Genomic DNA, 24,805 nt, shown 5'->3' with positions numbered 1-24,805 from the left:
GGGACTGGAGCATGCAACTGAATTCCACCGAAATCAGCGAACTGATCAAGCAGCGCATTGCTCAGTTCAATGTTGTGAGCGAAGCTCATAACGAAGGTACTATTGTTTCTGTAAGCGACGGTGTTATCCGCATTCACGGCCTGGCCGATTGTATGCAGGGTGAGATGATTTCCCTGCCGGGTAACCGTTACGCTATCGCACTGAACCTGGAGCGCGACTCCGTTGGTGCAGTGGTTATGGGGCCGTACGCTGACCTCGCCGAAGGCATGAAGGTGAAATGTACTGGCCGTATTCTTGAAGTACCGGTTGGCCGCGGCCTGCTGGGCCGTGTGGTTAACACCCTCGGCGCGCCGATCGATGGTAAAGGTCCGGTTGAACACGATGGCTTCTCGCCAATCGAAGTTATCGCACCAGGCGTTATCGATCGTCAGTCCGTAGACCAGCCTGTACAGACCGGTTATAAGTCCGTTGACGCCATGATCCCAATCGGTCGTGGTCAGCGTGAACTGATCATCGGCGACCGTCAGACCGGTAAAACCGCGATGGCTATCGACGCCATCATCAACCAGCGCGATTCCGGCATCAAATGCGTGTACGTGGCTATCGGCCAGAAAGCGTCCACCATTGCTAACGTGGTTCGTAAACTGGAAGAGCACGGTGCGCTGTCCAATACCATCGTTGTGGTTGCGACCGCTTCTGAATCCGCTGCGCTGCAGTACCTGGCTCCGTATGCCGGTTGCGCGATGGGCGAATACTTCCGTGACCGCGGCGAAGACGCGCTGATCGTTTACGATGACCTGTCTAAACAGGCTGTCGCTTACCGTCAGGTTTCCCTGCTGCTCCGTCGCCCGCCGGGACGTGAAGCATTCCCGGGCGACGTGTTCTACCTCCACTCCCGTCTGCTGGAGCGCGCATCCCGTGTTAACGCGGAATACGTTGAGAACTTCACCAAAGGTGCAGTGAAAGGTAAAACCGGCTCTCTGACCGCACTGCCGATCATCGAAACCCAGGCGGGTGACGTTTCCGCGTTCGTTCCGACCAACGTAATTTCTATTACCGATGGTCAGATCTTCCTGGAAACCAACCTGTTTAACTCCGGTATTCGTCCGGCGGTTAACCCGGGTATCTCCGTATCGCGTGTGGGTGGTGCTGCTCAGACCAAGATCATCAAGAAACTGTCCGGTGGTATCCGTACCGCGCTGGCGCAGTATCGTGAACTGGCGGCGTTCTCTCAGTTCGCCTCCGATCTGGACGAAGCAACCCGTAAGCAGCTGAGCCACGGCCAGAAAGTGACTGAACTGCTCAAGCAGAAACAGTACGCGCCGATGTCCGTTGCACAGCAGGGCCTGGTCCTGTTCGCGGCGGAGCGCGGTTACCTCGAAGATGTGGAACTGGCGAAAATCGGTAGCTTCGAAGCCGCTCTGCTGGCTTACGCTGACCGTGATCACGCTCCGCTGATGCAAGAGATCAACCAGACCGGTGGCTATAACGATGAGATCGAAGGCAAGCTGAAAAGCCTCCTCGACTCCTTCAAAGCAACCCAGTCTTGGTAACGTCTGGCGGCTTGCTGTAAGGCAAGCCGCAAGGCATTGAGGAGAAGCTCATGGCCGGCGCAAAAGAGATACGTAGTAAGATCGCAAGCGTCCAGAACACGCAAAAGATCACTAAAGCGATGGAGATGGTCGCCGCTTCCAAAATGCGTAAATCGCAGGATCGCATGGCGGCCAGCCGTCCTTATGCAGATACCATGCGCAAAGTGATTGGTCACCTTGCTACCGGTAATCTGGAATACAAACACCCGTACCTGGAAGAACGCGACGTTAAGCGCGTGGGCTACCTGGTGGTGTCGACTGACCGTGGTCTGTGCGGCGGCTTGAACATCAACCTGTTCAAGAAACTGCTGGCGGATATGAAAGCATGGTCCGATAAAGGCGTTCAGTGCGATATCGCAATGATCGGCTCTAAAGGCGTTTCTTTCTTCAATTCAGTGGGCGGCAACATTGTGGCGCAGGTCACCGGCATGGGGGACAACCCTTCCCTGTCCGATCTGATTGGCCCGGTTAAAGTGATGTTGCAGGCTTATGATGAAGGCCGTCTGGACAAGCTTTACGTTGTCAGCAACAAATTTATTAACACCATGTCTCAGGCTCCGACCATCACTCAGCTGCTGCCGCTGCCGGCATCAGAAGACGATGAGTTGAAGCACAAATCCTGGGATTACCTGTACGAACCCGATCCGAAGGCGCTGCTGGATACCCTGCTGCGTCGTTATGTCGAATCGCAGGTTTATCAGGGTGTGGTTGAAAACCTGGCCAGCGAGCAGGCCGCACGAATGGTGGCGATGAAAGCCGCAACCGATAATGGCGGCAGCCTGATTAAAGAGCTGCAGTTGGTGTACAACAAAGCTCGTCAGGCCAGCATTACTCAGGAACTCACCGAGATCGTCTCGGGGGCCGCCGCGGTTTAACCAGGTTATTTCGTAGAGGATTCAAGATGGCTACTGGAAAGATTGTCCAGGTAATCGGCGCCGTGGTGGACGTCGAGTTCCCTCAGGATGCTGTACCGAAAGTGTACGACGCCCTTGAGGTAACGAATGGTAATGAGCGTCTGGTGCTGGAAGTCCAGCAGCAGCTCGGCGGCGGTATCGTACGTACCATCGCGATGGGCTCTTCCGACGGTCTGCGTCGCGGTCTGCCTGTTGCAGACCTTGAGCACCCGATCGAAGTGCCGGTAGGTAAAGCGACGCTGGGTCGTATCATGAACGTCCTGGGTCAGCCTATCGACATGAAAGGCGACATCGGCGAAGAAGAGCGTTGGGCGATTCACCGCGCGGCGCCGTCCTATGAAGAGCTGTCCAGCTCTCAGGAACTGCTGGAAACCGGCATCAAAGTTATCGACCTGATGTGTCCGTTCGCGAAGGGCGGTAAAGTCGGTCTGTTCGGTGGTGCAGGTGTAGGTAAAACCGTAAACATGATGGAGCTTATTCGTAACATCGCGATTGAGCACTCCGGTTACTCCGTGTTTGCGGGCGTGGGCGAACGTACCCGTGAAGGTAACGACTTCTACCACGAAATGACCGACTCCAACGTACTGGATAAAGTATCCCTGGTGTACGGCCAGATGAACGAGCCGCCGGGAAACCGTCTGCGCGTTGCGCTGACCGGCCTGACCATGGCTGAGAAATTCCGTGACGAAGGTCGTGACGTTCTGCTGTTCGTCGACAACATCTACCGTTACACCCTGGCCGGTACTGAAGTATCCGCACTGCTGGGCCGTATGCCTTCAGCGGTAGGTTACCAGCCGACCCTGGCGGAAGAGATGGGCGTTCTGCAGGAGCGTATCACCTCCACCAAAACCGGTTCTATCACCTCCGTACAGGCGGTATACGTACCGGCGGATGACTTGACTGACCCGTCACCAGCCACCACCTTTGCGCACCTTGACGCAACCGTGGTACTGAGCCGTCAGATTGCTTCTCTGGGTATCTACCCGGCCGTTGACCCGCTGGATTCCACCAGCCGTCAGCTGGATCCGCTGGTAGTAGGCCAGGAGCACTACGACACCGCTCGCGGCGTGCAGTCCATCCTGCAGCGTTACCAGGAACTGAAAGACATCATCGCCATCCTCGGTATGGACGAGCTGTCTGAAGAAGACAAACTGGTCGTTGCGCGTGCTCGTAAAATTCAGCGTTTCCTGTCACAGCCGTTCTTCGTGGCAGAAGTGTTTACCGGCGCGCCGGGCAAATACGTATCGCTGAAAGACACCATCCGTGGCTTTAAAGGCATTATGGAAGGTGAATACGATCATCTGCCGGAGCAGGCGTTCTACATGGTTGGCTCCATTGATGAAGCCGTGGAAAAAGCCAAAAAACTTTAACGCCTTAATCGGAGGGTGACATGGCAATGACTTACCACCTGGATGTCGTCAGCGCAGAGAAACAGATGTTCTCTGGTCTGGTCGAGAAAATCCAGGTTACGGGTAGCGAAGGTGAACTGGGTATTTACCCGGGCCACGCGCCGCTGCTCACCGCCATTAAGCCTGGTATGATCCGCATCGTGAAACAGCACGGCCACGAAGAGTATATCTATCTCTCCGGCGGCGTGCTGGAAGTGCAGCCGGGCAACGTAACCGTGCTGGCTGACACCGCGATTCGCGGCCAGGATCTCGACGAAGCGCGAGCCCTGGAAGCGAAGCGTAAAGCGGAAGACCATATCCGTAGCTCCCACGGTGACGTGGACTACGCTCAGGCTTCTGCTGAGCTGGCCAAGGCGATCGCCAAACTGCGCGTTATCGAGTTGACCAAAAAAGCGATGTAACACCGGCTTGAAAGTTAAAAAGCCAGCCAGGGCGACCCGGCTGGCTTTTTTTATGTCTGCGTTATACGCAAGGACGTATGTTTGCTGGATTTTAGTCGGCATTTATCGCGCTTTATTCCAGACGCAAAAAAACGGCATCCCATTGTTTTTATGAATGATAAGACGCCAGAAAGCGTTTACGCTCTCTTTTTACGCCTTCCGGCATGCATTACGCGACTGTATAACGTGGTAAAACAGGCTTAAAGCGGCGATTTGCCAGCAGCCCGTTTTATGCTGAAAAATATGTAGAATTTCGGGCGCTAAATCGCTTTACTTCATTCACTTTCATAAGACAGGACGACTATGTCTAGCCATGCTATGAGCGTTGTGATCCTTGCCGCTGGCAAAGGCACGCGCATGTACTCCGATCTTCCAAAAGTGCTGCACACTCTGGCCGGGAAGCCGATGGTGCAACACGTGATTGATGCCGCCAAACATGTTGGCGCGCAACATATTCACCTGGTTTACGGTCATGGCGGCGATCTGCTGCAAAGCACTCTTAAAGACGCCTCGCTCAACTGGGTATTGCAGGCCGAGCAGCTCGGCACCGGTCATGCGATGCAGCAGGCAGCGCCGTTCTTTAGCGACGACGAAGATGTGCTGATGCTCTACGGCGACGTACCGCTGATCTCCGTTGACACCCTGCAACAGCTCTGCGCGGCGAAGCCGCAGGGCGGCATTGGGCTGTTAACCGTGAAGCTCGACGATCCGACCGGTTATGGCCGCATTACCCGTGAGAATGGCAATGTCTCCGGTATCGTTGAGCATAAAGATGCCAGCGACGAGCAGCGCCAGATTAACGAAATCAACACCGGCATCCTCGTCGCCAACGGCGCGGATCTGAAACGCTGGCTGGCGAAGCTCGATAACAACAATGCGCAGGGTGAATACTACATCACCGATATCATCGCGATGGCCTGGAACGAAGACCGCGAGATTGCCGCCGTGCATCCACAGCGTTTAAGCGAAGTGGAAGGCGTGAACAACCGCCTGCAACTGGCGCGTCTTGAGCGCGTTTATCAGGCCGAGCAGGCAGAAAAACTGCTGCTGGCGGGCGTGATGTTACGTGACCCGGCGCGTTTTGATCTGCGCGGCACGCTGCAACACGGGCGCGATGTCGAAATTGACGCTAACGTGATTATTGAAGGCGACGTAGTGCTGGGCAATCGCGTGAAAATCGGCGCGGGCTGCGTGATTAAAAACAGCGTCATCGGCGACGACTGCGAAATCAGTCCTTACAGCGTGGTGGAAGACGCCCGTCTGGATACCGCCTGTACCATCGGGCCGTTCGCGCGTCTGCGTCCGGGCGCGGAGCTTCTCGAAGGCGCGCATGTCGGCAACTTCGTCGAGATGAAAAAAGCGCGTCTGGGTAAAGGCTCAAAAGCGGGTCACCTGACCTATCTCGGCGACGCGGAAATCGGCGATAACGTTAATATCGGCGCGGGCACCATCACCTGTAACTATGATGGCGCTAACAAGCACAAAACCATCATTGGCGATGATGTGTTTGTCGGCTCCGATACCCAGCTGGTGGCACCGGTGACGGTGGCGAAAGGCGCGACCATCGCCGCAGGCACCACCGTGACGCGCAATATCGCGGAAAACGAGCTGGTGCTCACCCGCGTGCCGCAGGTACACAAACAGGGCTGGCGTCGCCCGGTGAAAAAAAAATAAGTTATGTTCATGGCGGGCGCGCTGTATCTGCCCGCCATACGGTTTTGTCGGTCGCAGAGCAGTCATGCCCTGCGGCAGACTCGGGATGAGGGGATAACATAATCTTCCGCCCACAGGCAGTACCAAAACAATAACCCCACTCTCTACAAGGCTCGGGGAGCCCGGCAAACGGGCAAATACAGGTCGGCGACAACGCATGGCGAAATGCCATTGTCAGGAAATTAATTATGTGTGGAATTGTTGGCGCTGTAGCGCAACGTGATATTGCTGAAATCCTTCTCGAAGGTTTGCGTCGTCTGGAGTACCGCGGCTATGACTCCGCTGGTCTCGCGGTGGTGGATAACGCGGGGCATATAACCCGTCTGCGTCGTCTGGGCAAAGTACAGATGCTGGTTCAGGCGGCGGAAGAACATCCGCTGCACGGCGGCACGGGTATCGCGCACACCCGCTGGGCGACCCACGGCGAACCGTCAGAAGGCAACGCGCACCCGCATGTCTCCGGGCATATTGTGGTGGTGCATAACGGCATTATCGAAAACCACGAACCGCTGCGCGAACTGCTGAAAACGCGCGGCTACGAATTCGTCACCGAAACCGACACCGAAGTGATCGCGCACCTGGTGCACTGGGAGCTGGAGCAGGGCGGTACGCTGCGTGAGGCGGTGCTGCGCGCTATTCCTCAGCTGCGCGGCGCTTACGGCACCGTCATTATGGATAACCGCGATCCGAGCGTCCTGCTGGCGGCCCGTTCCGGCAGCCCGCTGGTGATTGGCCTCGGCGTGGGCGAAAACTTCATCGCCTCCGATCAGCTGGCGCTGCTGCCGGTGACCCGCCGCTTTATCTTCCTCGAAGAGGGCGATATCGCCGAAGTGACCCGCCGCTCCGTCGCGATTTTCAACACCCAGGGCGAAAGCGTCTCCCGCCCGGAAATCGAATCTAATGTGCAGTATGACGCCGGTGATAAAGGCATCTACCGCCACTACATGCAAAAAGAGATCTACGAGCAGCCGAACGCGATTAAAAACACGCTGGCCGGGCGCATCAGCCACGGCGAGGTGGATTTAAGCGAGCTGGGTCCGAACGCCGACGAACTGCTCTCTAAAGTTGAGCATATTCAGATTGTCGCGTGTGGCACCTCGTACAACTCCGGTATGGTTTCTCGCTACTGGTTTGAAGCGCTGGCAGGCGTGCCGTGCGATGTCGAAATCGCCTCGGAATTCCGCTATCGCAAATCCGCCGTGCGCCGCAACAGCCTGATGATCACGCTGTCGCAGTCCGGCGAAACCGCAGACACCCTCGCGGCGCTGCGTCTGTCCAAAGAGCTCGGTTATCTCGGTTCGCTGGCCATCTGTAACGTTCCGGGCTCATCGCTGGTGCGTGAATCGTCGCTGGCGCTGATGACCAAAGCCGGCACGGAAATTGGCGTGGCGTCCACCAAAGCGTTCACTACCCAGTTAACCGTTCTGCTGATGCTGGTGGCGAAACTGGGCCGGCTGAAAGGTGTGGATGCCGCCGTTGAGCACGATATCGTTCACGGCCTGCAGGCGCTGCCGAGCCGTATCGAGCAGATGCTCTCTCAGGACAAACGCATCGAGGCGCTGGCGGAAGACTTCTCCGACAAGCACCACGCGCTGTTCCTGGGTCGTGGCGATCAGTACCCGATCGCCCTGGAAGGCGCGCTGAAGCTCAAAGAGATCTCCTACATTCACGCCGAAGCCTATGCGGCAGGCGAGCTCAAGCACGGCCCGCTGGCCCTGATTGACGCCGATATGCCAGTTATCGTCGTGGCGCCGAATAACGAACTGCTGGAAAAACTGAAGTCCAACATCGAAGAAGTTCGCGCCCGTGGCGGCGTGCTGTATGTCTTCGCCGATCAGGATGCCGGCTTCACCAGCAGCGATAACATGAACATCATCCCGATGCCGCATGTTGAAGAGGTTATCGCGCCGATCTTCTACACGGTTCCGCTGCAACTGCTGGCTTACCACGTCGCGCTGATTAAAGGCACCGACGTTGACCAGCCGCGTAACCTGGCGAAATCCGTTACGGTGGAATAACGCGTTCTCGCGCGTGTTATGCTCTGAAGAGGTTGCCGGAAGGCAGCCTCTTTTTTTTAACGTCACGCAAAGGGATGTTATGTCGCTAAAGCGCTTTCTCGCCGGTACGCGGTTTTATCAGCTCATCACCTATAGCGCAGAGGTGGATGACGATATCGCCCACCGCAGGCTGCATAAGCTCAAACTTAAAATGGCCGAGCGCCACGATCTGCCCGATGTCCGCATCATCGGCTCGCGCCGTTTCTGGCGAGTGCCGGTGGGGTGCGTCTATGCCATGGTGTTGAGTGCCGTCCTCAATCTCGCCGCGCTGCGGCCCGCTTTTTCTGTGCTGTGGATACTCTCAGGCGCTATCTGGCTGGTGTTGCTGATACTCGTGATGTTGATGATAGAAAAAGGGCGGCACCGCGGTTTGCAGCTGTTTCTCTTCAGCGCGTTTTTTCATGCGGCGTTAAGCCTGGCGACGCTAATTACCGGCCTGATAATGTGCCCGTTTTCCGGTGTGTTCTGGCTCTGCTGGAGTGCGGGCGCGCTGCTGGTGTGCGCCGCATGGCGAATGATGAACAGTGAGGAGATGTTCAGGCTGGTCCGCTGGTGTCTTGCGAACAAAATGCGACGCGCTCATACCAAAGCCCTTCAGCGCCCTTCGGAAAAACGCGCTTTAAAACGTTAAGCGCTGCAGGCGGATGATCCGCTCAATATTGTACGCCATTCATCTGCGGGGCAAATGAACAGGCTCCCTGCCTGTCGCTATACAGGGAGCGCATCGCTTATTTAATCTTGCGTTTTAAATCATCCAGTTCACGGGACAGCTTGTCATTTTCCTGCTCCAGCGCCCGCACGCGATTTTCCAGATCGCTATCTTTTCTGTCGTCCGAGTAGCGGTTTTGCTCTTTGCGCTTATACGCCTCGACGGCCTTTTCCACATCCGAGATATCGACATTAGACGGTGCCACGACGCCATCGCTGGTAAATATCGTCACCGGCGCGCCGTGAATACGGGTACTGTGGTCATCCAGTTGAACCGGCGCGGCATAACTTATTGATGAAAAAGTAAGTAATGACGCAGCGGAGAAAAGTGACATTTTTTTTATCATTACGGCTATCCTTATAAATGACGGGCGGGTTGAGGAATTATAAAAGCATTAATTTTCAAAAAGTTAAGTAAGACATTTCTGCATCTTTTTCATTGTCATAAAACTGTCATAATTCGTACATTTATCTGTCACCAAACTGTCCTACTTTGCTCACCGTAGCCACGAAACAATAAATTACGAACACCAGCAGGAGACATTATGAAAGTTATGCGTACCACCGTCGCAACTGTTGTCGCCGCGACCTTATCTCTGAGCGCTTTTTCCGCTTTCGCGGCAGCAAGTCTGACTGGCGCGGGCGCAACATTCCCGGCACCGGTGTATGCCAAATGGGCGGATACCTACCAGAAAGAAACGGGTAACAAGATAAACTACCAGGGTATCGGCTCCTCCGGTGGCGTTAAACAAATCATTGCTAACACGGTTGATTTTGGTGCTTCTGACGCGCCGCTTTCTGACGAAAAATTACAGCAAGAAGGACTTTTCCAGTTCCCGACCGTGATCGGCGGCGTGGTGCTGGCGGTTAACCTGCCGGGCTTCAAGTCTGGCGAGCTGGTGCTGGATGGCAAAACCCTGGGCGACATCTACCTTGGCAAAATCAAGAAGTGGGATGACGAGGCGATCGCCAAACTGAACCCGGGCAAAAAACTGCCTTCTCAGAATATCGCCGTGGTGCGCCGCGCTGACGGTTCCGGTACCTCTTTCGTCTTCACCAGCTATCTTGCGAAAGTGAACGACGAGTGGAAATCCAAAATCGGCTCTGGCTCTACCGTTAACTGGCCGACCGGCCTTGGCGGTAAAGGTAACGACGGTATCGCCGCGTTCGTACAGCGTCTGCCGGGTTCTATCGGTTACGTGGAATACGCGTACGCCAAGCAGAACAACCTGACCTATACCAAACTGGTTTCCGCTGACGGCAAACCGGTCGCACCGACCGAAGAGAGCTTCGCCAACGCCGCGAAAGGCGCTGACTGGAGCAAATCCTTCGCGCAGGATCTGACCAACCAGAAAGGCGACGACGCGTGGCCAATCACTTCCACCACTTTCATTCTGGTTCACAAAGAGCAGAAGAAACCTGAGCAGGGCGCCGAAGTGCTGAAGTTCTTCGACTGGGCCTACAAGTCAGGTGCGAAACAGGCTAACGACCTGGATTACGCCTCTCTGCCGGACAGCGTGGTTGAGCAGGTTCGCGCCGCATGGAAGACCAACGTGAAAGACAGCAGCGGTAAAGCGCTGTATTGATCGAGATTTACCGATGATGGCGGATGGCGCTTCGCTTATCCGCCCTACAAAAATCCGGTAACATGCTGTTTTTTGTAGGCCCGGTACGCATCACGCTGCCGGGCATCATTCAAAACAGAGTTTAACTGAAGAGTGAAATATGGCTGCCACCAAGCCTGTATTTAACCCCCCCGGAAAAAAGGGCGATATGATCTTCAGCGCGCTGGTACGACTGGCTGCGCTGATTGTGCTATTGCTGCTGGGCGGGATTATCGTGTCGCTGATCTTCTCTTCCTGGCCGAGCATGGAAAAATTCGGTTTTTCCTTCCTCTGGAACAAGGAATGGGATGCGCCTAACGAAACCTTTGGCGCGCTGGTGCCCATCTACGGCACGCTGGTGACCTCGTTTATCGCGCTGCTGATAGCGGTTCCCGTGAGCTTCGGCATTGCGCTGTTCCTGACGGAGCTGGCGCCTGGCTGGCTGAAACGCCCGCTGGGTATCGCCATTGAACTGCTGGCGGCTATTCCGAGTATCGTGTACGGCATGTGGGGGCTGTTTATCTTCGCCCCGCTGTTCGCGACGTATTTCCAGGAGCCGGTCGGCAACGTCCTTTCTGCCATCCCGTTTATCGGCGCGCTCTTTTCAGGCCCGGCGTTCGGTATCGGCATCCTGGCGGCGGGCGTCATTCTCGCCATCATGATCATTCCATACATCGCCGCGGTTATGCGTGATGTGTTCGAACAGACCCCGGTGATGATGAAAGAGTCGGCTTACGGCATCGGCTGCACCACCTGGGAAGTTATCTGGCGCATCGTTCTGCCGTTCACCAAAAATGGGGTGATTGGCGGCGTTATGCTCGGCCTTGGCCGTGCGCTCGGCGAAACTATGGCGGTGACCTTTATCATCGGTAACACCTACCAGCTCGACAGCCCGTCGCTCTACATGCCGGGCAACAGCATCACTTCGGCGCTGGCTAATGAATTCGCCGAGGCGGAATCCGGGCTGCATGTGGCAGCGCTGATGGAGCTGGGCCTGATCCTCTTTGTGATCACCTTTATCGTGCTGGCCATCTCCAGGCTGATGATCATGCGTCTGGCGAAAAACGAGGGGGCACGCTAATGGCGACGATGGAACTGCAAAACACCACGGAGCTTGCGGAATCCCGCCGCAAAATGCAGGCGAAGCGCCGCATGAAAAACCGCATCGCGCTGACGCTTTCGATGGCGACGATGGCGTTCGGCCTGTTCTGGCTTATCTGGATCTTAATCTCCACGGTATCGCGCGGGTTTGACGGCATGTCGCTGGCGCTCTTTACCGAGATGACGCCGCCGCCGAACACCGCCGGTGGCGGCCTTGCGAACGCGCTCGCAGGCAGCGGGCTGCTGATCCTGTGGGCGACGGTTATTGGTACGCCGCTTGGCATCATGGCGGGTATCTATCTCGCGGAATATGGCCGCAAGTCGTTTCTCGCGGAAGTCATCCGCTTTATTAACGACATTCTGCTTTCTGCGCCGTCTATCGTCGTCGGGCTGTTCGTCTACACCATCGTGGTGGCGCAGATGGAACACTTCTCCGGCTGGGCGGGCGTGATTGCGCTGGCGCTGTTGCAGGTGCCGATTGTTATCCGCACCACCGAGAACATGCTCAAGCTGGTGCCGGACAGCCTGCGTGAAGCGGCCTACGCGCTCGGCACGCCGAAGTGGAAGATGATCTCCGCCATTACGCTTAAAGCTTCTGTGTCGGGCATCCTGACCGGCGTGCTGCTGGCGGTCGCGCGTATCGCGGGCGAAACCGCGCCGCTGCTCTTTACCGCGCTCTCCAACCAGTTCTGGAGCACGGACATGATGCAGCCTATCGCCAACCTGCCGGTGACGATTTTCAAATTCGCCATGAGCCCGTTTGCCGAATGGCAACAGTTGGCCTGGGCAGGCGTGCTGATTATCACCCTTTGCGTACTGCTGCTGAACATCCTGGCGCGCGTGCTGTTCGCCAAACGTAAACACGGTTAATTTTTTGACGGCGTGGCGTTTCGCGACGCCGGATAAGGAAAACGATTGAGATGAGTATGGTTAATAAGGCCCCGGGCAAGATTCAGGTTCGCGATTTGAACTTTTACTACGGGAAATTCCATGCCCTGAAAAACATCAGCCTGGATATCGCCAAAAACGAAGTGACCGCGTTTATCGGCCCGTCTGGCTGCGGTAAATCCACGCTGCTGCGTACCTTTAACAAAATGTTTGAGCTCTACCCGGAGCAGCGCGCGGAAGGCGAGATCCTGCTGGATGGCGAAAACATTCTGAACCACTCCCAGGATATCGCGCTGCTGCGCGCGAAAGTGGGCATGGTGTTCCAGAAGCCGACGCCTTTCCCGATGTCAATTTACGACAACATCGCGTTTGGCGTGCGTCTGTTTGAGAAACTCTCCCGCGCCGATATGGACGAGCGCGTGCAGTGGGCGCTGACCAAAGCCGCATTATGGAACGAAACCAAGGATAAACTGCACCAGAGCGGGTACTCTCTCTCCGGTGGTCAGCAGCAGCGTCTGTGTATCGCCCGCGGCATCGCTATCCGTCCGGAAGTGCTGCTGCTGGACGAACCGTGTTCGGCGCTGGACCCGATCTCCACGGGCCGTATCGAAGAGCTCATTACCGAGCTTAAGCAGGATTACACCGTCGTTATCGTGACGCACAACATGCAGCAGGCGGCGCGCTGTTCCGATCACACGGCGTTTATGTACCTTGGCGAGCTGATCGAGTACAGCAACACCGACGATCTCTTCACCAAGCCGAAAATGAAACAGACCGAAGACTATATTACCGGTCGCTACGGTTGATATGCCCGGATTTCTCATGTGGGCCGCTTTTGAATTTATCGGGCATGTGGAGTGCTAAATGGATAATCTGAATCTGAATAAACATATTTCCGGTCAGTTCAACGCTGAACTGGAATACATTCGCACCCAGGTGATGACCATGGGCGGGCTGGTGGAGCAGCAGCTCTCCGATGCGATCACCGCCATGCACAACCAGGACAGCGAACTGGCCAAACGCGTTATCGACGGCGATAAAAAGGTCAACATGATGGAAGTGGCGATCGATGAAGCCTGCGTGCGCATCATCGCCAAGCGCCAGCCGACCGCGAGCGATCTGCGTCTGGTGATGGCCATCATTAAAACCATCGCGGAGCTGGAGCGTATCGGCGACGTGGCGGATAAAATCTGCCGCACCGCGCTTGAGAAATTCTCGCACCAGCACCAGCCGCTGCTGGTGAGCCTGGAGTCGCTTGGCCGCCATACCGTACAGATGCTGCATGACGTGCTGGACGCCTTCGCGCGTATGGATCTCGATGAAGCGGTACGTATCTATCGCGAAGATAAAAAAGTCGACCAGGAATATGAGGGCATCGTGCGTCAGCTGATGACCTATATGATGGAAGATTCCCGCACCATTCCGAGCGTTCTGACCGCGCTCTTCTGCGCCCGATCTATCGAGCGTATCGGCGACCGCTGCCAGAATATCTGCGAATACATTTTCTATTTCGTGAAGGGCCAGGATTTCCGCCACGTGGGCGGCGACGAGCTGGATAAACTGCTCGCCGGTAAAGATCCGAAAGAGTAAGCCTGTCGCCCTCGTCACGCGCGAGGGCAATTTTGGGGCGCGCGTCGCCCATTTTGCGGATTTTACTCAATACTATAAGGGGTTACCGAGCCCGTTATAAAAGGATAAATCCGTGAAATTACCTTCCCGTACCGCTCTCGCGATGGCAGCCGTGATTGGTTGCGCCAGTTTATCCGCCTTCAGCGCGCCGCTGCCGGCAACCCCCGATCCGTCTATTCCGGTCAGCCATTACATCACGCAGGTGAATCCCGATAAATCCATTACCTTCCGCCTGTTCGCGCCCCAGTCGAAGCGCGTGGCGGTCGTGCTCGGCGCGACGGCGGACAGCCAGGTGTCCCATGAGATGCGCAAAGAGGCGAACGGCGTCTGGAGCTGGAAGAGCGCGCCGATGACGCCGGATCTGCACGAGTATTTTTTTGACGTTGACGGGTTTCGCTCCATCGATACCGGCAATCCGTATGTGAAACCGCAGCGCCAGCCGAATACCTCGCTGATTCTGGTACCGGGCAGCATTATTGATGACCGGGCGGTGCCGCACGGCGATCTGCGCACGCTGACGTACCACTCCGGCGCGCTGAAATCGGAGCGGCGGGTGTACGTCTGGACGCCGCCGGGCTATAGCCGTGAAAGTGAGCCGCTGCCGGTGCTCTACTTCTATCACGGCTTTGGCGATACCGGGCTTTCCGCCGTTACCCAGGGTCGTATCCCGCAGATGATGGATAACCTGCTGGCGGAGGGCAAAATCAAACCGATGCTGGTGGTTATCCCGGATACCGAAACGGATATCGCCGACGCGGTGCCGGAGAATTTTCCGCCCGCCGAACGTCGCAAAGATTTCTACCCGATTAACGCCCGCGCAGCGGATAAAGAGCTGATGAACGATATCATTCCGCTGATCGGGCAGCGATTTAACGTGCGCCAGGATGCGCAGGGGCGCGCGCTGGCGGGGCTGTCGCAGGGTGGCTACCAGGCGCTGGTGTCCGGCATGTCGCATCTGCAAAGCTTTGGCTGGCTGGCCTCGTTGAGCGGCGTGACCACCGCCACGGTGCCGAATGACGACGTGACGAAACAGCTCTCCCGCGCGGACGAGGTGAACAGCCAGTTGCGTAACTTTACGCTGGTGGTGGGTGATAAAGACAGCGTGACGGGCCGGGATATCGCCGGGTTGAAAACCGAGCTTGAGCGTGACGGCGTGAAATTTGATTACCACGTTTATCCGGGGCTCGGCCATGAAATGGCCGTATGGCGCCCGGCCTATGCCGAGTGGGTGCAGAAGATTTTTTAATGGTGGTTGATGTGGGGCGGTAGGGGCGAGTTGTCAAAGGTGGGTGCGCTGGCGCTTACCCACCCTACAAAAACTCTGCATCCCTGCACAGGTGGGTGCGCTGCGCTTACCCACCCTACAAAATTCTGTATCCATACCGTAGGGCGGGTAAGCGAAGCGCACCCGCCGTTGCCCCATGATCAGCGCGTCACATCCCAGCCGCGAGCCCGCCATAAATCCGGCAGCTGCGCTAAATCGGTAAACACCGTCACATTCGGATGCTCCAGCGGCGGGTTATGCGGATCGGCACAGAAATAAAACACCTGCATCCCGGCGGCGATGCCTGCCTTTGCGCCGGCGGCGGAATCATCCACCAGAATGCAGCGCTCCACATTCACCTGCATCGCATCGGCGGCAAAATGCATTAACGCCGGGTCGGGTTTCCAGCGCTGAATATCGTAGCCGCTAAAGAGTTTATCGGTGAAATAGCGCAGCATCCCGGTTTTGCCGAGCGACTGCTGCATTTTGCTCACCGGGCCGTTCGAGACGATACATATCGGCACCGCCATTTTCTCAAGCAGCGCCGCGGCACCGGGGATCTCTTTGAGCTCCGCGTCAAAAAGCCGGGCCACTTCTGCGCGGTAGACCGGCTCAAGCTCGGCTTTCTCCAGCTGTACGCCATATTCAGCATTGATGGTATCAATGATTTCGTAGAGCTTTACGCCCTTAAAGCGCTTAAACACCTCTTCCAGCTCAAGCGTAATGCCTGCCCTTGCGAACATATGTACATAGGCGCGGGAGCAGATCACTTCGCTATCCACCAGCGTACCGTCGCAGTCGAAAAATACCGCTTCAATTCGGGACATGCCGTTTCCTGTTGTTGCAAGTTGAACGATTACTCTAAGCGCTTTGCGTCACGCAATCGATGCCGTATAAGCAAATTCAATGAAAAAAAGTCTGTGATGACCATCAATATCGGGCCTTTTTGGTATAGGATAGCGACGAATTTTTCCCCTCCTTGTACGGAATTAAAGAATGAGCCAACAACAGACGTCCCAGGCCGAAGGGCAGGGATTGCTTGAGCGCGTGTTTAAATTACGCGCGCACGGCACCACGGCCCGCACCGAGGTGATCGCAGGCGTAACGACCTTCCTGACGATGGTGTATATCGTTTTTGTAAACCCGCAGATCCTTGGCGCGGCTGGCATGGACACCAGTGCAGTCTTCGTAACGACCTGTCTTATCGCCGCGTTTGGCAGCATTCTGATGGGCCTGCTGGCGAATCTGCCCGTTGCGCTGGCACCGGCGATGGGCCTGAACGCCTTCTTCGCGTTTGTCGTGGTTGGCGCGATGGGGCTTTCCTGGCAGGTAGGGATGGGTGCGATTTTCTGGGGCGCTGTCGGCCTGCTGCTGCTGACCATTTTCCGCGTGCGCTACTGGATGATTGCCAATATTCCGGTGAGCCTGCGTATCGGGATCACCAGCGGTATCGGCCTGTTTATCGGCATGATGGGGCTTAAAAACGCGGGCGTTATTGTCGCGAACCCGGAAACGCTGGTGGCTATCGGTAATCTCACGTCGCATACCACGCTGCTTGGCGTGCTGGGCTTCTTTATCATCGCTATTCTCGCCTCCCGCAACATTCACGCGGCGGTGCTGGTCTCTATCATTGTGACCACACTGCTGGGCCTCGCGTTTGGCGATGTGCATTTCAAAGGCGTGGTATCAGAGCCGCCGAGCGTAATGACGGTGCTGGGCCATGTTGACCTCGCGGGCTCGCTGGATATCGGCCTCGCGGGCGTGATTTTCTCGTTTATGCTGGTCAACCTGTTCGACTCCTCCGGCACGCTGATTGGCGTGACCGATAAGGCCGGGCTTGCCGATGAAAGCGGTAAATTCCCGCGCATGAAACAGGCGCTGTATGTGGACAGCATTTCGTCGGTGGCGGGCTCGTTTATTGGTACGTCGTCCGTAACCGCTTATATCGAATCTTCGTCCGGCGTCTCCATTGGCGGGCGCACCGGCCTTACCGCGGTCGTGGTCGGCCTGCTGTTCCTGCTGGTGATTTTCCTCTCGCCGCTGGCGGGCATGGTGCCGCCTTACGCCGCTGCGGGCGCGCTGATTTACGTGGGTGTGCTAATGACGTCCAGCCTGTCGCGCGTGAAGTGGGATGACCTGACCGAAGCGGTGCCGGCGTTTATCACCGCCGTCATGATGCCGTTTAGCTTCTCGATTACTGAAGGTATCGCGCTGGGCTTTATCTCTTACTGCGTGATGAAAATTTTCACCGGTCGCCTGCGCGATCTGAACGCCTGCGTGCTGGTTGTGGCGCTGCTGTTCCTGCTGAAAATTATCTTTATCGACGCGCATTAATCAAAAAGGCCAGCGAATCGCTGGCCTTTTTATTATTCGCGGCGCACCCGCTTGATATACTCCGCAAACGCGGTCAACTGGCCGGTCAGGTGATCCAGCGTGCTTTGGTCCACCACTTCGCCGGTCTGCGTATCGACTTTGTTCTGAATCGCCCCGCCCATAAACTCCGGTTTGTTCATCACCATCGCATCGAGAAACACCAGAATCTGACGCAGATGATACTGGCAGCGTGCGCCGCCAATCGCGCCCATTGAGCTGGTCTGAATAAGCACCGGCTTGCCCGCGAGCGGCTGGTCGGGCAGGCGCGACAGCCAGTCAATGGCGTTCTTCAGGCCGCCCGGCACAGAATAGTTATATTCCGGCGTCACAATCACCACGCCGTCTGCTTCGCGGATCTGCGCGGCTATCGCTTCCACTGTCTGCGGAAAGCCTTCTTCCTGCTGGATATCGGCGTCATAAATCGGGATGTCGCGAATCGAGGGCAGCTCGTCCACCGTCATACCGGCGGGGGCCAGTTTTGGCAACGTGCGGGCGACCATCGCGTTAAAGGAGCCTTTGCGCAGGCTGCCAATCAGCGTTACTACCTTAAGCGTGTCAGACATTGAAACCTCCGGGCGTGTCAAAGCTTAGTTAATACTCATCGCTTTTTCCGAGGGCAGACTGGTAAAGCGCATCAGACGCGTATCCGGGCTGGTGCTGCGTTTACGCATATCCGGCAGGCTGCGCCAGCCCTGTATGCTGTCATATTCCCACAGATACAGCTTTTCAATAGCGGGCGATACCGCCACTGTCCAGATTAATACGTCTTCAGCATCGCACGCCGCTTCCACATGCGGAAATTGCGCCACGCGCAGTTTTCCGGCGCCTGGCAACAGCTGGAAATGCTGACCGTCATCATTCTGCTGGCCTGTCAGCTTCAGCAGGCTGCGGCGCAGCGTCACCAGCTGGGTACGCGCTTCCAGCGGATCATTTTGATTATCAACCCAGATAGTTTCATTTTTGCTAAGCGTATGGCCGGTTTGCGGTGCGAGAGGGTGCGTAAACGTGCGAGTGGCGGGCTGTAGTTCCATATCCAGCCCACAACAGCCTTCGGTGGTAATCGCCACACCCAGCATATTGCCGGTATGGGCGAGAGAGAAGTCCGCAAGGCCTGGGTCAGTAAAGCGCGGGCGGCCCTGCTCATTAACCACGATTTCCGGCAGCACAGGAATGCCATAGAGCATAAATACCAGCTCGGCCAGCAGCGAGCGCGACGCCAGAAAACGGCTGCGGCGGTGCTCCGGCAGGTGTTGCGCGGCTTTCAGCGCGTCAGCTGAGAGCCTGGGGGAGATGCTGAGTTCGGGGCCAAGCGTCCTTCTTGCAAAATGCGTTGCCATTTTTCGCTCCGTGATAATGGTCACTAACGGGTAATTATCGAAATGATAAATGCATAATCTGCAACTCATCAGCCCGATAGTGTTTAGGTTTTAATGCCTAATGCGGACGCTGAAAAGTACTCTGTACGGACTTTTACAAAATTATCACACGGCCAGGGGCAACACACCGTTATAAAAGCGCGATCCTGCGCTCTCAGGGCTGTGGCAGAACCGTTTATGCGGTCAGCGGGATCTCTGGCAGATGCACCACATTGTTATAGAACGATTCCAGATCGTGCTCGGTCAGAATCGGTTCTTTCATTATCAGATGCACATCAAGCACATCTTCAAAGCCCGGCAAAATATTCAGGCCGTTCGCCTGCGCCAGATCCTGAGAAATAATCCCGATGCTGCTGAAACTCTTCATCAGGGAAACGGTAATCAGCTCACTGCCGGAGAAAATCACGCTGGCCTCCTGCAGGAGCGGTTTATGCCGGGCGGTAAATTTATCAAAGCTCGCGGAGTACGGGCATTCCGCCAGCGGTTGCACCAGCGTGGTGGCGGCGGCGGCGCTTTCTGCCGAGCAGGCGGCAATCACTTTAATATTCAGCCCGGTTAATTTTATGCTGTAGAAGCCGGGCGGCACGTTCCCACCCAATACCACTGCGATGTCCGTTTCGTCTTTGGCGATTTTCACCAGATTTTCCGGTGATTCCGACGTGCTGAAAATTACGCTGTAGTCGCTCAGTTTGTCGATCATGAAGTTGATGATTTTCTTATTAGTATCGACAGAGAAGGTACTGTTGAGTGCGATGCGAATGGGCGTTGTCGTGCTTTTCTTAAGCTGTTCGGCTTTGAGGCGCAGGTGCTCGGAGGTTTTGACGACATTCATAATATAGGGCAGTAAATCCTTACCCTCAGACGTTAGTACCACGCCTTTATTATTGCGATTAAATATTTTAAAACCGAAATATTCTTCCGCTTTGTTAAGTTGCGCCGCCAGCGCCTGAATAGTGATATTCGCCTCTTCCGCGGCACAGGTTAACGAACCCATCTGCGCGGTTTTTAGCAGATTCCTCAAAACCTTAATATCCATATGTCACCCCATGACGTGCCGGTCTTTCCTTTATATCAACCGCCATAAGAATTATCAATTGATACGCGGACATTACGCTGACCGAAAACTCCGGTTTTGCTGGTTTTTTCGGTCAGAAAGACCTCAAAACGGCTTGCTTAAAATGATTATTAAGGTGACTGAAAAAGAATTGAATATAAACAACTTAATTAACTGGTAGTTTAACACAAAACCTCCCTACCAACCCTGGATGAATATAGAATATATGTTACAGCTCAATAAAGACATCGGCGATGACCTGAGAAAAAATAAAGCGGTAAATGTTCTGGGTTTAGATTTCTCACTGACGGGTGGATTTAGCGACTTCGTTAAATTCACGCAAAGCTGGGAAACGATGGGCATTGATAAATTCTATGGTCAGGCCGATCGCGGAACGCGTTATCGCCGTTACAGCGATTTTGATTACAACCCGGTTACTAAAACGCTAACGCCGCTCGGCCATCGCGCGTATGAACAATCGGTCGAGCATAATAAATATGTTGGTGGTATTGAACGTCACTTTGATGATATTACCACTGAGGTATTACATTCACCGGTATTACGTGCGCTGGTGGAGCTGGATTTCAACGTCTATAAAGAAGTGCTGCCGCCGGAATTGCATAATGAAGTCTGGCAGTGCCAGATTCATCAAATCCGCATTGAAATTAAACCTGGCTGTGAGCTGGAAATCACGCCAGAAGGCATCCACTGCGACGGCTATCCGTTCAGCGGCGTTCACTTCTGGGGCCGTCATAACGTTGAAGGCGCCATGAGCCAGGTCTTTAAGAAAGACGGCACGCTGGTGGATTCCGGTACCTATCGCAATATTCTCGACACCACCTTTTTCCTCGATCGCGAAATGCTGCATTACGTGACCAGCGCGTTTAACCCGACAGAAGACGCGATGGGCTTTCGTCAGATAATCGCCGTTTCGTTTTCAAGACCGGGGACGGAATATGATATCATCAAATAAACTCCAGCTTGTTTCTTCTGACGTTGAAAAAAACACGGCACCGGATGGGTTAGTCATTTCTAAAGCGACTATTAACGATGCCTGCGATATTGTCAGCTTTTTAAAATTCTTTAAAGAGGTGGCTTTTTGCGAATGGCAGGATGAAGAGCATATTCGAAAAATTGTCGCGGCAGAAAATGCCCGCTGTTATTTAGCGAAAGACCAGAATGGCGTCCTGGTGGGCGCTATTATTGGCGGTATGCTCGGCACGCGCGCCACGCTAAATCACATCGCGATTTCGCCTATCTTCAGGAATAACAAAATAGGTACGGTACTGACAAAAACCATTCTGAATGATTTTTATCTGAGCGGTATTAAACGTGTCTTTTTGTTTATTGAAGATAAAAACCAGGTCGCGTTCAAATTCTGGCGTTCCCAGGGTTTTCAACCGACCACAGGAGAAACGACGTGCGAACTGGATCTTTAAAAAACCTGAATTACGCCGAGCGTAGCGATCTTAAAGAGAGCCTGTTGAATGCCTCGCCGATTATGGCGGGGTATTTCGTCGTCGCGTTTGTCTTCGGCGTCATGTGCATCAACGCCGGGCTGCCGGTCTGGTTCCCGGCGGCGATGTGCCTGTTTGTCTACGCGGGAACGGCGCAATTCGCCGCGCTGGCGCTGCTCACTTCGGGCGCGTCGCTGCTGCCCATTGTGCTCTCGACACTGCTTATCAATTCCCGACATATTTTGATGTCGATGTATATGTCGAAGAAACTCGGCCCTGTCGGCATGTCCGGGCTGAAAAAGTCGCTTTATGCGTTCGGTCTGACGGATGAATCTTTCGCAATGCACAGCCAGCGCCTGGAGAGCCGTATCGCGACGACGGCGGGTTATCTGCTGAGCTTCAATGCCTTTTGCCATGTGTCGTGGGTGGTGGGCGGCTTTGCGGGGGCGGTGGCGTCTGAGTATCTGGCGAAATTCATCAGCTTCAAACTCGACTACGCGCTCACGGCCATGATGCTGTTCGTGCTGGTCGCGCTCTGTAATACCACCGGTAAGCGCATCGTCGCGCTGGTCTCTGTTGCGACCACGATCGGTATGAACTTTATCCATATTTCACCGTTGAACGTCTTTGTGGCGACGGCGGTCGGTTGCGGAGTCGGCGTATGTCTCAAGAAATCTTCCTCCTGATTGTCATCTTCTCAATGATGGCGGTGACGTTTGCGATTCGTCTGATCCCGCTGCATTTAAGCCCGGAGCGCACGCCGCGCTTTATTAACGCGGTGATTGAGTACATTCCGGCCGCGGTGATTTCCAGTATTACGATTCCGGCGCTGTGCTTTCCGCAAAACGCGGAGTTCAGTTTATATAACGCCAGCGTCCTGGCGGCGTTGCCCGTCGTATTCACTGCCTGGTTTACGAAGAATTTAATTGTCAGTGTGGTGGTGGGTGTTATCTGTCAGGTGCTCGCCAGCCATTTTCTTTTTGGGTAATTCACCGCTTCGGCGCACGGACAAAGGATCGACGCTATTAATGAAACGTATTGCCTGCGTGGCCTGCCTTGATCCGAAATTTTCTGTGCATGCGCATACTTTTTTACGTGCCGTAGTGCTCGCCAGACATGGACAGCTGGTAAAAGAGGCGCAGATCAGACTGTTTGACGACGGCGGCAGTCGGGAGGGCGCGCTACGCGCCGCGCGGGAGATAGCGTCCTGGGGGGCGGACGCTGTCGTCGGGCATTATGTCTCTTCCGCGGCGGCGGCCGCCGCGCCTGAATACGCCAGATGCGGCGTACCGCTGTTTCTGCCTGCCGCGACCGCCAGCCATCTGACGCGCAATGAGACGACATGGCGGCTCTGCGATAACGATGCCGACTATGTCGCCTGGCTGAAAGAGCGTGTCAGTCAGGCGCAGTGGCAGGTCGCCACACCTGAACATGACGGCTCGCTGCATGGCATCAGCGTATCAGAACAACTGGCGGCAGCGCTGCCGATTACGCCCTATGGTCCGACACGGATATTTACAGGCCGCTACGCCGCGTCGGTTCGCTATGCCATTCGCTGGGCGCATATTGAACTGCCCGGGCGGTTGATTCTGACAGACGACGCGGGCTCACCCGCGCTGGTGCCGGATTTGCTGGCGCACGGTATCGATCCTAATCAGCACGAGATCCTGATTGCGGGCATTAGTCCGCACCCTGTTGGTGATATAGCCCATTTGGTACGCCAGACCTGGCAGCGACGCTGGGGTGGCGAGCCAGGCGCGTACCTGTGGGAAACGCTGGCGGCGATTCAGACGGCGGCGGCGTTTCCGCATATCCCCGCCCGAACGGTACTGGGGCCGCTGCGTTTCGATGCGCGGCGCGAGAGCCGTCCTGGTCATTTTCGACTCTGGCAGGTGACGCGCCAGGGCTTTATCGCTTATCAGCCCGTACCGGAGACGATATGACATCGCCCAGTGCGCTGACTGGCGCTTCACCATTACCCATCTGACGACACGAGGAATTTATGTCAAACCTTGAGCAACTGGCGTATTACCAGAAAAAACTCTCCTTTGAAGCCGATTCATGGGATCTCTATCTCGCGCTTAATGCCGGGGAAAATATTGTCGTCGTGGATGGCCGTAGTGAAGAGGCGTACCAGCGCGAGCATATTCCGGGCGCGATTAACCTGCCGCATAAAGCGCTGTGTTTTAACAACACCGCGGAGCTGGATAAATCTAAAGTCTATATCTGCTATTGCGATGGCATCGGCTGCAACGGCTCGACCAAAACCGCGATGAAACTGCTGACGCTGGGGTTTCAGGTAAAAGAGCTTATCGGCGGGCTGGACTGGTGGAAACGCGATGGTTACGCCACCGAAGGCCATCAGGGCCGCGACGGTACGCCGGTCAGCTGCGGCTGCTGATTTACAAGGCGTGGTGCTGCGGTAAGAAGGAGCACAACGGAAAAAATAACGGAGAACGGCTGACAATGCCGTTCTTTTTTTGCCTGAACCATGCTGCTGGTTAATAAGATCGGTTGTTGAGAGCCCGGTTATCGCGGCGTCCGGATATTCATTTTATGACGCGCAATCAGGTTGATATTCCTGCCAATAATTAACGTTTCTGGCGGGAAAATAAATTACATTTTGCAAAGCCGGTTGGTTGTAAGTTTCGTTATTCATGAAAGGAGTTTTACCGTGCAGTGAGGGTGCACATCATATGAAAAAAGCAGCCCTGTTTTTCCTGCTGGCAATCGTTGTTTGCCCTTTAGCGCAGAGCCGTGAATGTTCTAAAGAGAAAGCAGAAGCGGCAGAAAACGCCGTAGATAACCTTAAAACATGGAAAGCGGTTTATGAAAGTTATAGGCGTTATTCGTCATGCGATGAGGGAAGTATTGGTGAAGGCTATTCTGAAGCGATAATTCGTCTTTTAGCTGATCGCTGGAGCGAATTACCGGCTTTAGATGCACTGGGAAAACGTAGCGCATCTTTTGAACGTTGGGTGCTGAGTCATATCGACTCCACGCTCGGCTCAGACGATCTGCAAAAGGTGAGCGATATCGCTAAAACGCAATGCCCATCAGGACATACCGCGCTGTGCGAAAAGATAGCGGCGGCGGCTTCTAAAGTGATAAACGAAGGTTGATTCACCTTTTAGGATGCCATGCTGTATTACTGCTCTTTATAAATAAAAACCCACCTTAACAAGTATTAAGGTGGGTTAGTGGATGCTTACTTGCTCAGGCGAAG

26 protein-coding genes are annotated in these 24,805 nt (G+C 55.2%); 21 read left to right on the top strand and 5 right to left on the bottom strand.

All coding sequences use genetic code 11. From position 1 onward, the window contains the following. Positions 1-11: 11 nt before the first annotated feature. From atpA to G9X48_RS20660, 7 genes are all read left to right on the top strand, one after another. Complete coding sequence (atpA, locus tag G9X48_RS20690; RefSeq protein WP_004386169.1) at positions 12-1,553, top strand: F0F1 ATP synthase subunit alpha; 1,542 nt, start codon at positions 12-14, stop codon at positions 1,551-1,553. A gap of 50 nt (positions 1,554-1,603) precedes the next feature. Further along, the gene (atpG, locus tag G9X48_RS20685) at positions 1,604-2,467 is read left to right on the top strand and encodes a F0F1 ATP synthase subunit gamma (protein ID WP_004386168.1); all 864 of its coding nucleotides are present in this window, start codon (positions 1,604-1,606) and stop codon (positions 2,465-2,467) included. A gap of 26 nt (positions 2,468-2,493) precedes the next feature. Next, positions 2,494-3,876, top strand: coding sequence for a F0F1 ATP synthase subunit beta (gene atpD, locus G9X48_RS20680; RefSeq protein ID WP_004386167.1), 1,383 nt, complete (start codon positions 2,494-2,496; stop codon positions 3,874-3,876). A gap of 20 nt (positions 3,877-3,896) precedes the next feature. Beyond that, the gene (locus tag G9X48_RS20675) at positions 3,897-4,316 is read left to right on the top strand and encodes a F0F1 ATP synthase subunit epsilon (protein ID WP_004386166.1); all 420 of its coding nucleotides are present in this window, start codon (positions 3,897-3,899) and stop codon (positions 4,314-4,316) included. Positions 4,317-4,658: 342 nt separating this feature from the next. Continuing rightward, complete coding sequence (gene glmU, locus G9X48_RS20670; RefSeq protein ID WP_097640773.1) at positions 4,659-6,029, top strand: bifunctional UDP-N-acetylglucosamine diphosphorylase/glucosamine-1-phosphate N-acetyltransferase GlmU; 1,371 nt, start codon at positions 4,659-4,661, stop codon at positions 6,027-6,029. A gap of 227 nt (positions 6,030-6,256) precedes the next feature. Continuing rightward, complete coding sequence (glmS, locus tag G9X48_RS20665) at positions 6,257-8,086, top strand: glutamine--fructose-6-phosphate transaminase (isomerizing) (protein ID WP_097640772.1); 1,830 nt, start codon at positions 6,257-6,259, stop codon at positions 8,084-8,086. A 79-nt stretch (positions 8,087-8,165) separates the two neighbouring features. After that, positions 8,166-8,756 carry a hypothetical protein gene (locus tag G9X48_RS20660; protein ID WP_097570796.1) on the top strand — a complete coding sequence of 197 codons (591 nt, stop codon included), beginning with the start codon at positions 8,166-8,168 and terminating at the stop codon, positions 8,754-8,756. Between the two features lie 97 nt (positions 8,757-8,853). Here the strand turns inward: G9X48_RS20660 and G9X48_RS20655 are convergent, their stop codons facing one another. After that, positions 8,854-9,180, bottom strand: coding sequence for a hypothetical protein (locus G9X48_RS20655; RefSeq protein ID WP_007797714.1), 327 nt, complete (start codon positions 9,178-9,180; stop codon positions 8,854-8,856). A 198-nt stretch (positions 9,181-9,378) separates the two neighbouring features. Between G9X48_RS20655 and pstS the strand changes: the two genes are divergently transcribed. From pstS to G9X48_RS20625, 6 genes are all read left to right on the top strand, one after another. Next, a complete protein-coding gene (pstS, locus tag G9X48_RS20650) occupies positions 9,379-10,419 on the top strand; it encodes a phosphate ABC transporter substrate-binding protein PstS (RefSeq protein WP_097640771.1) in 1,041 nt (346 codons plus the stop codon). Between the two features lie 139 nt (positions 10,420-10,558). Then, the gene (pstC, locus tag G9X48_RS20645) at positions 10,559-11,518 is read left to right on the top strand and encodes a phosphate ABC transporter permease PstC (RefSeq protein WP_097570797.1); all 960 of its coding nucleotides are present in this window, start codon (positions 10,559-10,561) and stop codon (positions 11,516-11,518) included. Next, on the top strand, positions 11,518-12,408 hold the full coding sequence (pstA, locus tag G9X48_RS20640; protein WP_004387545.1) for a phosphate ABC transporter permease PstA: 891 nt from the start codon (positions 11,518-11,520) through the stop codon (positions 12,406-12,408). The genes pstC and pstA overlap by 1 nt, the downstream gene beginning before the upstream one ends. Before the next feature lie 50 nt (positions 12,409-12,458). Beyond that, positions 12,459-13,232 (top strand): phosphate ABC transporter ATP-binding protein PstB, encoded by a 774-nt coding sequence (gene pstB / locus G9X48_RS20635; RefSeq protein ID WP_004387544.1) that lies wholly within the window; start codon positions 12,459-12,461, stop codon positions 13,230-13,232. A 58-nt stretch (positions 13,233-13,290) separates the two neighbouring features. Further along, positions 13,291-14,016: a phosphate signaling complex protein PhoU gene (phoU, locus tag G9X48_RS20630; protein ID WP_004387543.1), complete on the top strand. Its 726-nt coding sequence runs from the start codon at positions 13,291-13,293 to the stop codon at positions 14,014-14,016. A 142-nt stretch (positions 14,017-14,158) separates the two neighbouring features. Next, positions 14,159-15,301 carry an alpha/beta hydrolase-fold protein gene (locus G9X48_RS20625; protein ID WP_161593574.1) on the top strand — a complete coding sequence of 381 codons (1,143 nt, stop codon included), beginning with the start codon at positions 14,159-14,161 and terminating at the stop codon, positions 15,299-15,301. A 179-nt stretch (positions 15,302-15,480) separates the two neighbouring features. Here G9X48_RS20625 and yieH read toward each other — a convergent pair whose 3' ends face one another. Beyond that, entirely contained in the window at positions 15,481-16,146 is a 666-nt protein-coding gene (gene yieH / locus G9X48_RS20620) for a 6-phosphogluconate phosphatase (protein ID WP_097570801.1), read from the bottom strand. A 169-nt stretch (positions 16,147-16,315) separates the two neighbouring features. Between yieH and G9X48_RS20615 the strand changes: the two genes are divergently transcribed. After that, positions 16,316-17,653, top strand: a complete 1,338-nt coding sequence (locus tag G9X48_RS20615) for an NCS2 family permease (protein ID WP_097640770.1) — start codon at positions 16,316-16,318, stop codon at positions 17,651-17,653. A 32-nt stretch (positions 17,654-17,685) separates the two neighbouring features. Here G9X48_RS20615 and G9X48_RS20610 read toward each other — a convergent pair whose 3' ends face one another. The 3 genes from G9X48_RS20610 to G9X48_RS20600 form a co-directional block, all read right to left on the bottom strand. After that, entirely contained in the window at positions 17,686-18,255 is a 570-nt protein-coding gene (locus tag G9X48_RS20610; protein ID WP_004388038.1) for an NADPH-dependent FMN reductase, read from the bottom strand. Positions 18,256-18,279: 24 nt separating this feature from the next. Beyond that, a complete protein-coding gene (locus G9X48_RS20605; protein ID WP_041460644.1) occupies positions 18,280-19,029 on the bottom strand; it encodes a hypothetical protein in 750 nt (249 codons plus the stop codon). A gap of 214 nt (positions 19,030-19,243) precedes the next feature. Continuing rightward, positions 19,244-20,104, bottom strand: a complete 861-nt coding sequence (locus G9X48_RS20600) for a LysR family transcriptional regulator (protein WP_029039514.1) — start codon at positions 20,102-20,104, stop codon at positions 19,244-19,246. Positions 20,105-20,348: 244 nt separating this feature from the next. Here G9X48_RS20600 and G9X48_RS20595 point away from each other — a divergent pair, with 244 nt between their 5' ends. The 7 genes from G9X48_RS20595 (at position 20,349) to G9X48_RS20565 (ending at position 24,701) form a co-directional block, all read left to right on the top strand. Then, positions 20,349-21,095 carry a 2OG-Fe dioxygenase family protein gene (locus tag G9X48_RS20595; RefSeq protein ID WP_097578166.1) on the top strand — a complete coding sequence of 249 codons (747 nt, stop codon included), beginning with the start codon at positions 20,349-20,351 and terminating at the stop codon, positions 21,093-21,095. Next, complete coding sequence (locus G9X48_RS20590; RefSeq protein ID WP_004388034.1) at positions 21,079-21,561, top strand: GNAT family N-acetyltransferase; 483 nt, start codon at positions 21,079-21,081, stop codon at positions 21,559-21,561. The genes G9X48_RS20595 and G9X48_RS20590 overlap by 17 nt, the downstream gene beginning before the upstream one ends. After that, a complete protein-coding gene (locus G9X48_RS20585) occupies positions 21,543-22,265 on the top strand; it encodes an AzlC family ABC transporter permease (protein WP_097640769.1) in 723 nt (240 codons plus the stop codon). Before G9X48_RS20590 ends, G9X48_RS20585 begins: the two co-directional genes overlap by 19 nt. Further along, on the top strand, positions 22,241-22,567 hold the full coding sequence (locus G9X48_RS20580; RefSeq protein WP_004388032.1) for an AzlD domain-containing protein: 327 nt from the start codon (positions 22,241-22,243) through the stop codon (positions 22,565-22,567). Before G9X48_RS20585 ends, G9X48_RS20580 begins: the two co-directional genes overlap by 25 nt. 40 nt (positions 22,568-22,607) lie before the next feature. After that, entirely contained in the window at positions 22,608-23,522 is a 915-nt protein-coding gene (locus tag G9X48_RS20575) for an ABC transporter substrate-binding protein (RefSeq protein WP_097640768.1), read from the top strand. Positions 23,523-23,581: 59 nt separating this feature from the next. Beyond that, positions 23,582-23,980 (top strand): rhodanese-like domain-containing protein, encoded by a 399-nt coding sequence (locus G9X48_RS20570; RefSeq protein ID WP_007781103.1) that lies wholly within the window; start codon positions 23,582-23,584, stop codon positions 23,978-23,980. A 295-nt stretch (positions 23,981-24,275) separates the two neighbouring features. Further along, on the top strand, positions 24,276-24,701 hold the full coding sequence (locus tag G9X48_RS20565; RefSeq protein WP_085661919.1) for a hypothetical protein: 426 nt from the start codon (positions 24,276-24,278) through the stop codon (positions 24,699-24,701). Positions 24,702-24,805: the final 104 nt, after the last annotated feature.

The organism is Cronobacter sp. HA18006, assembly GCF_011605445.1.
GTDB classification, from domain to species: domain Bacteria; phylum Pseudomonadota; class Gammaproteobacteria; order Enterobacterales; family Enterobacteriaceae; genus Cronobacter; species Cronobacter sakazakii.
Note: the sequence above shows the minus strand (reverse complement) of the source record. Positions and strands in the feature narration are given on the sequence as shown.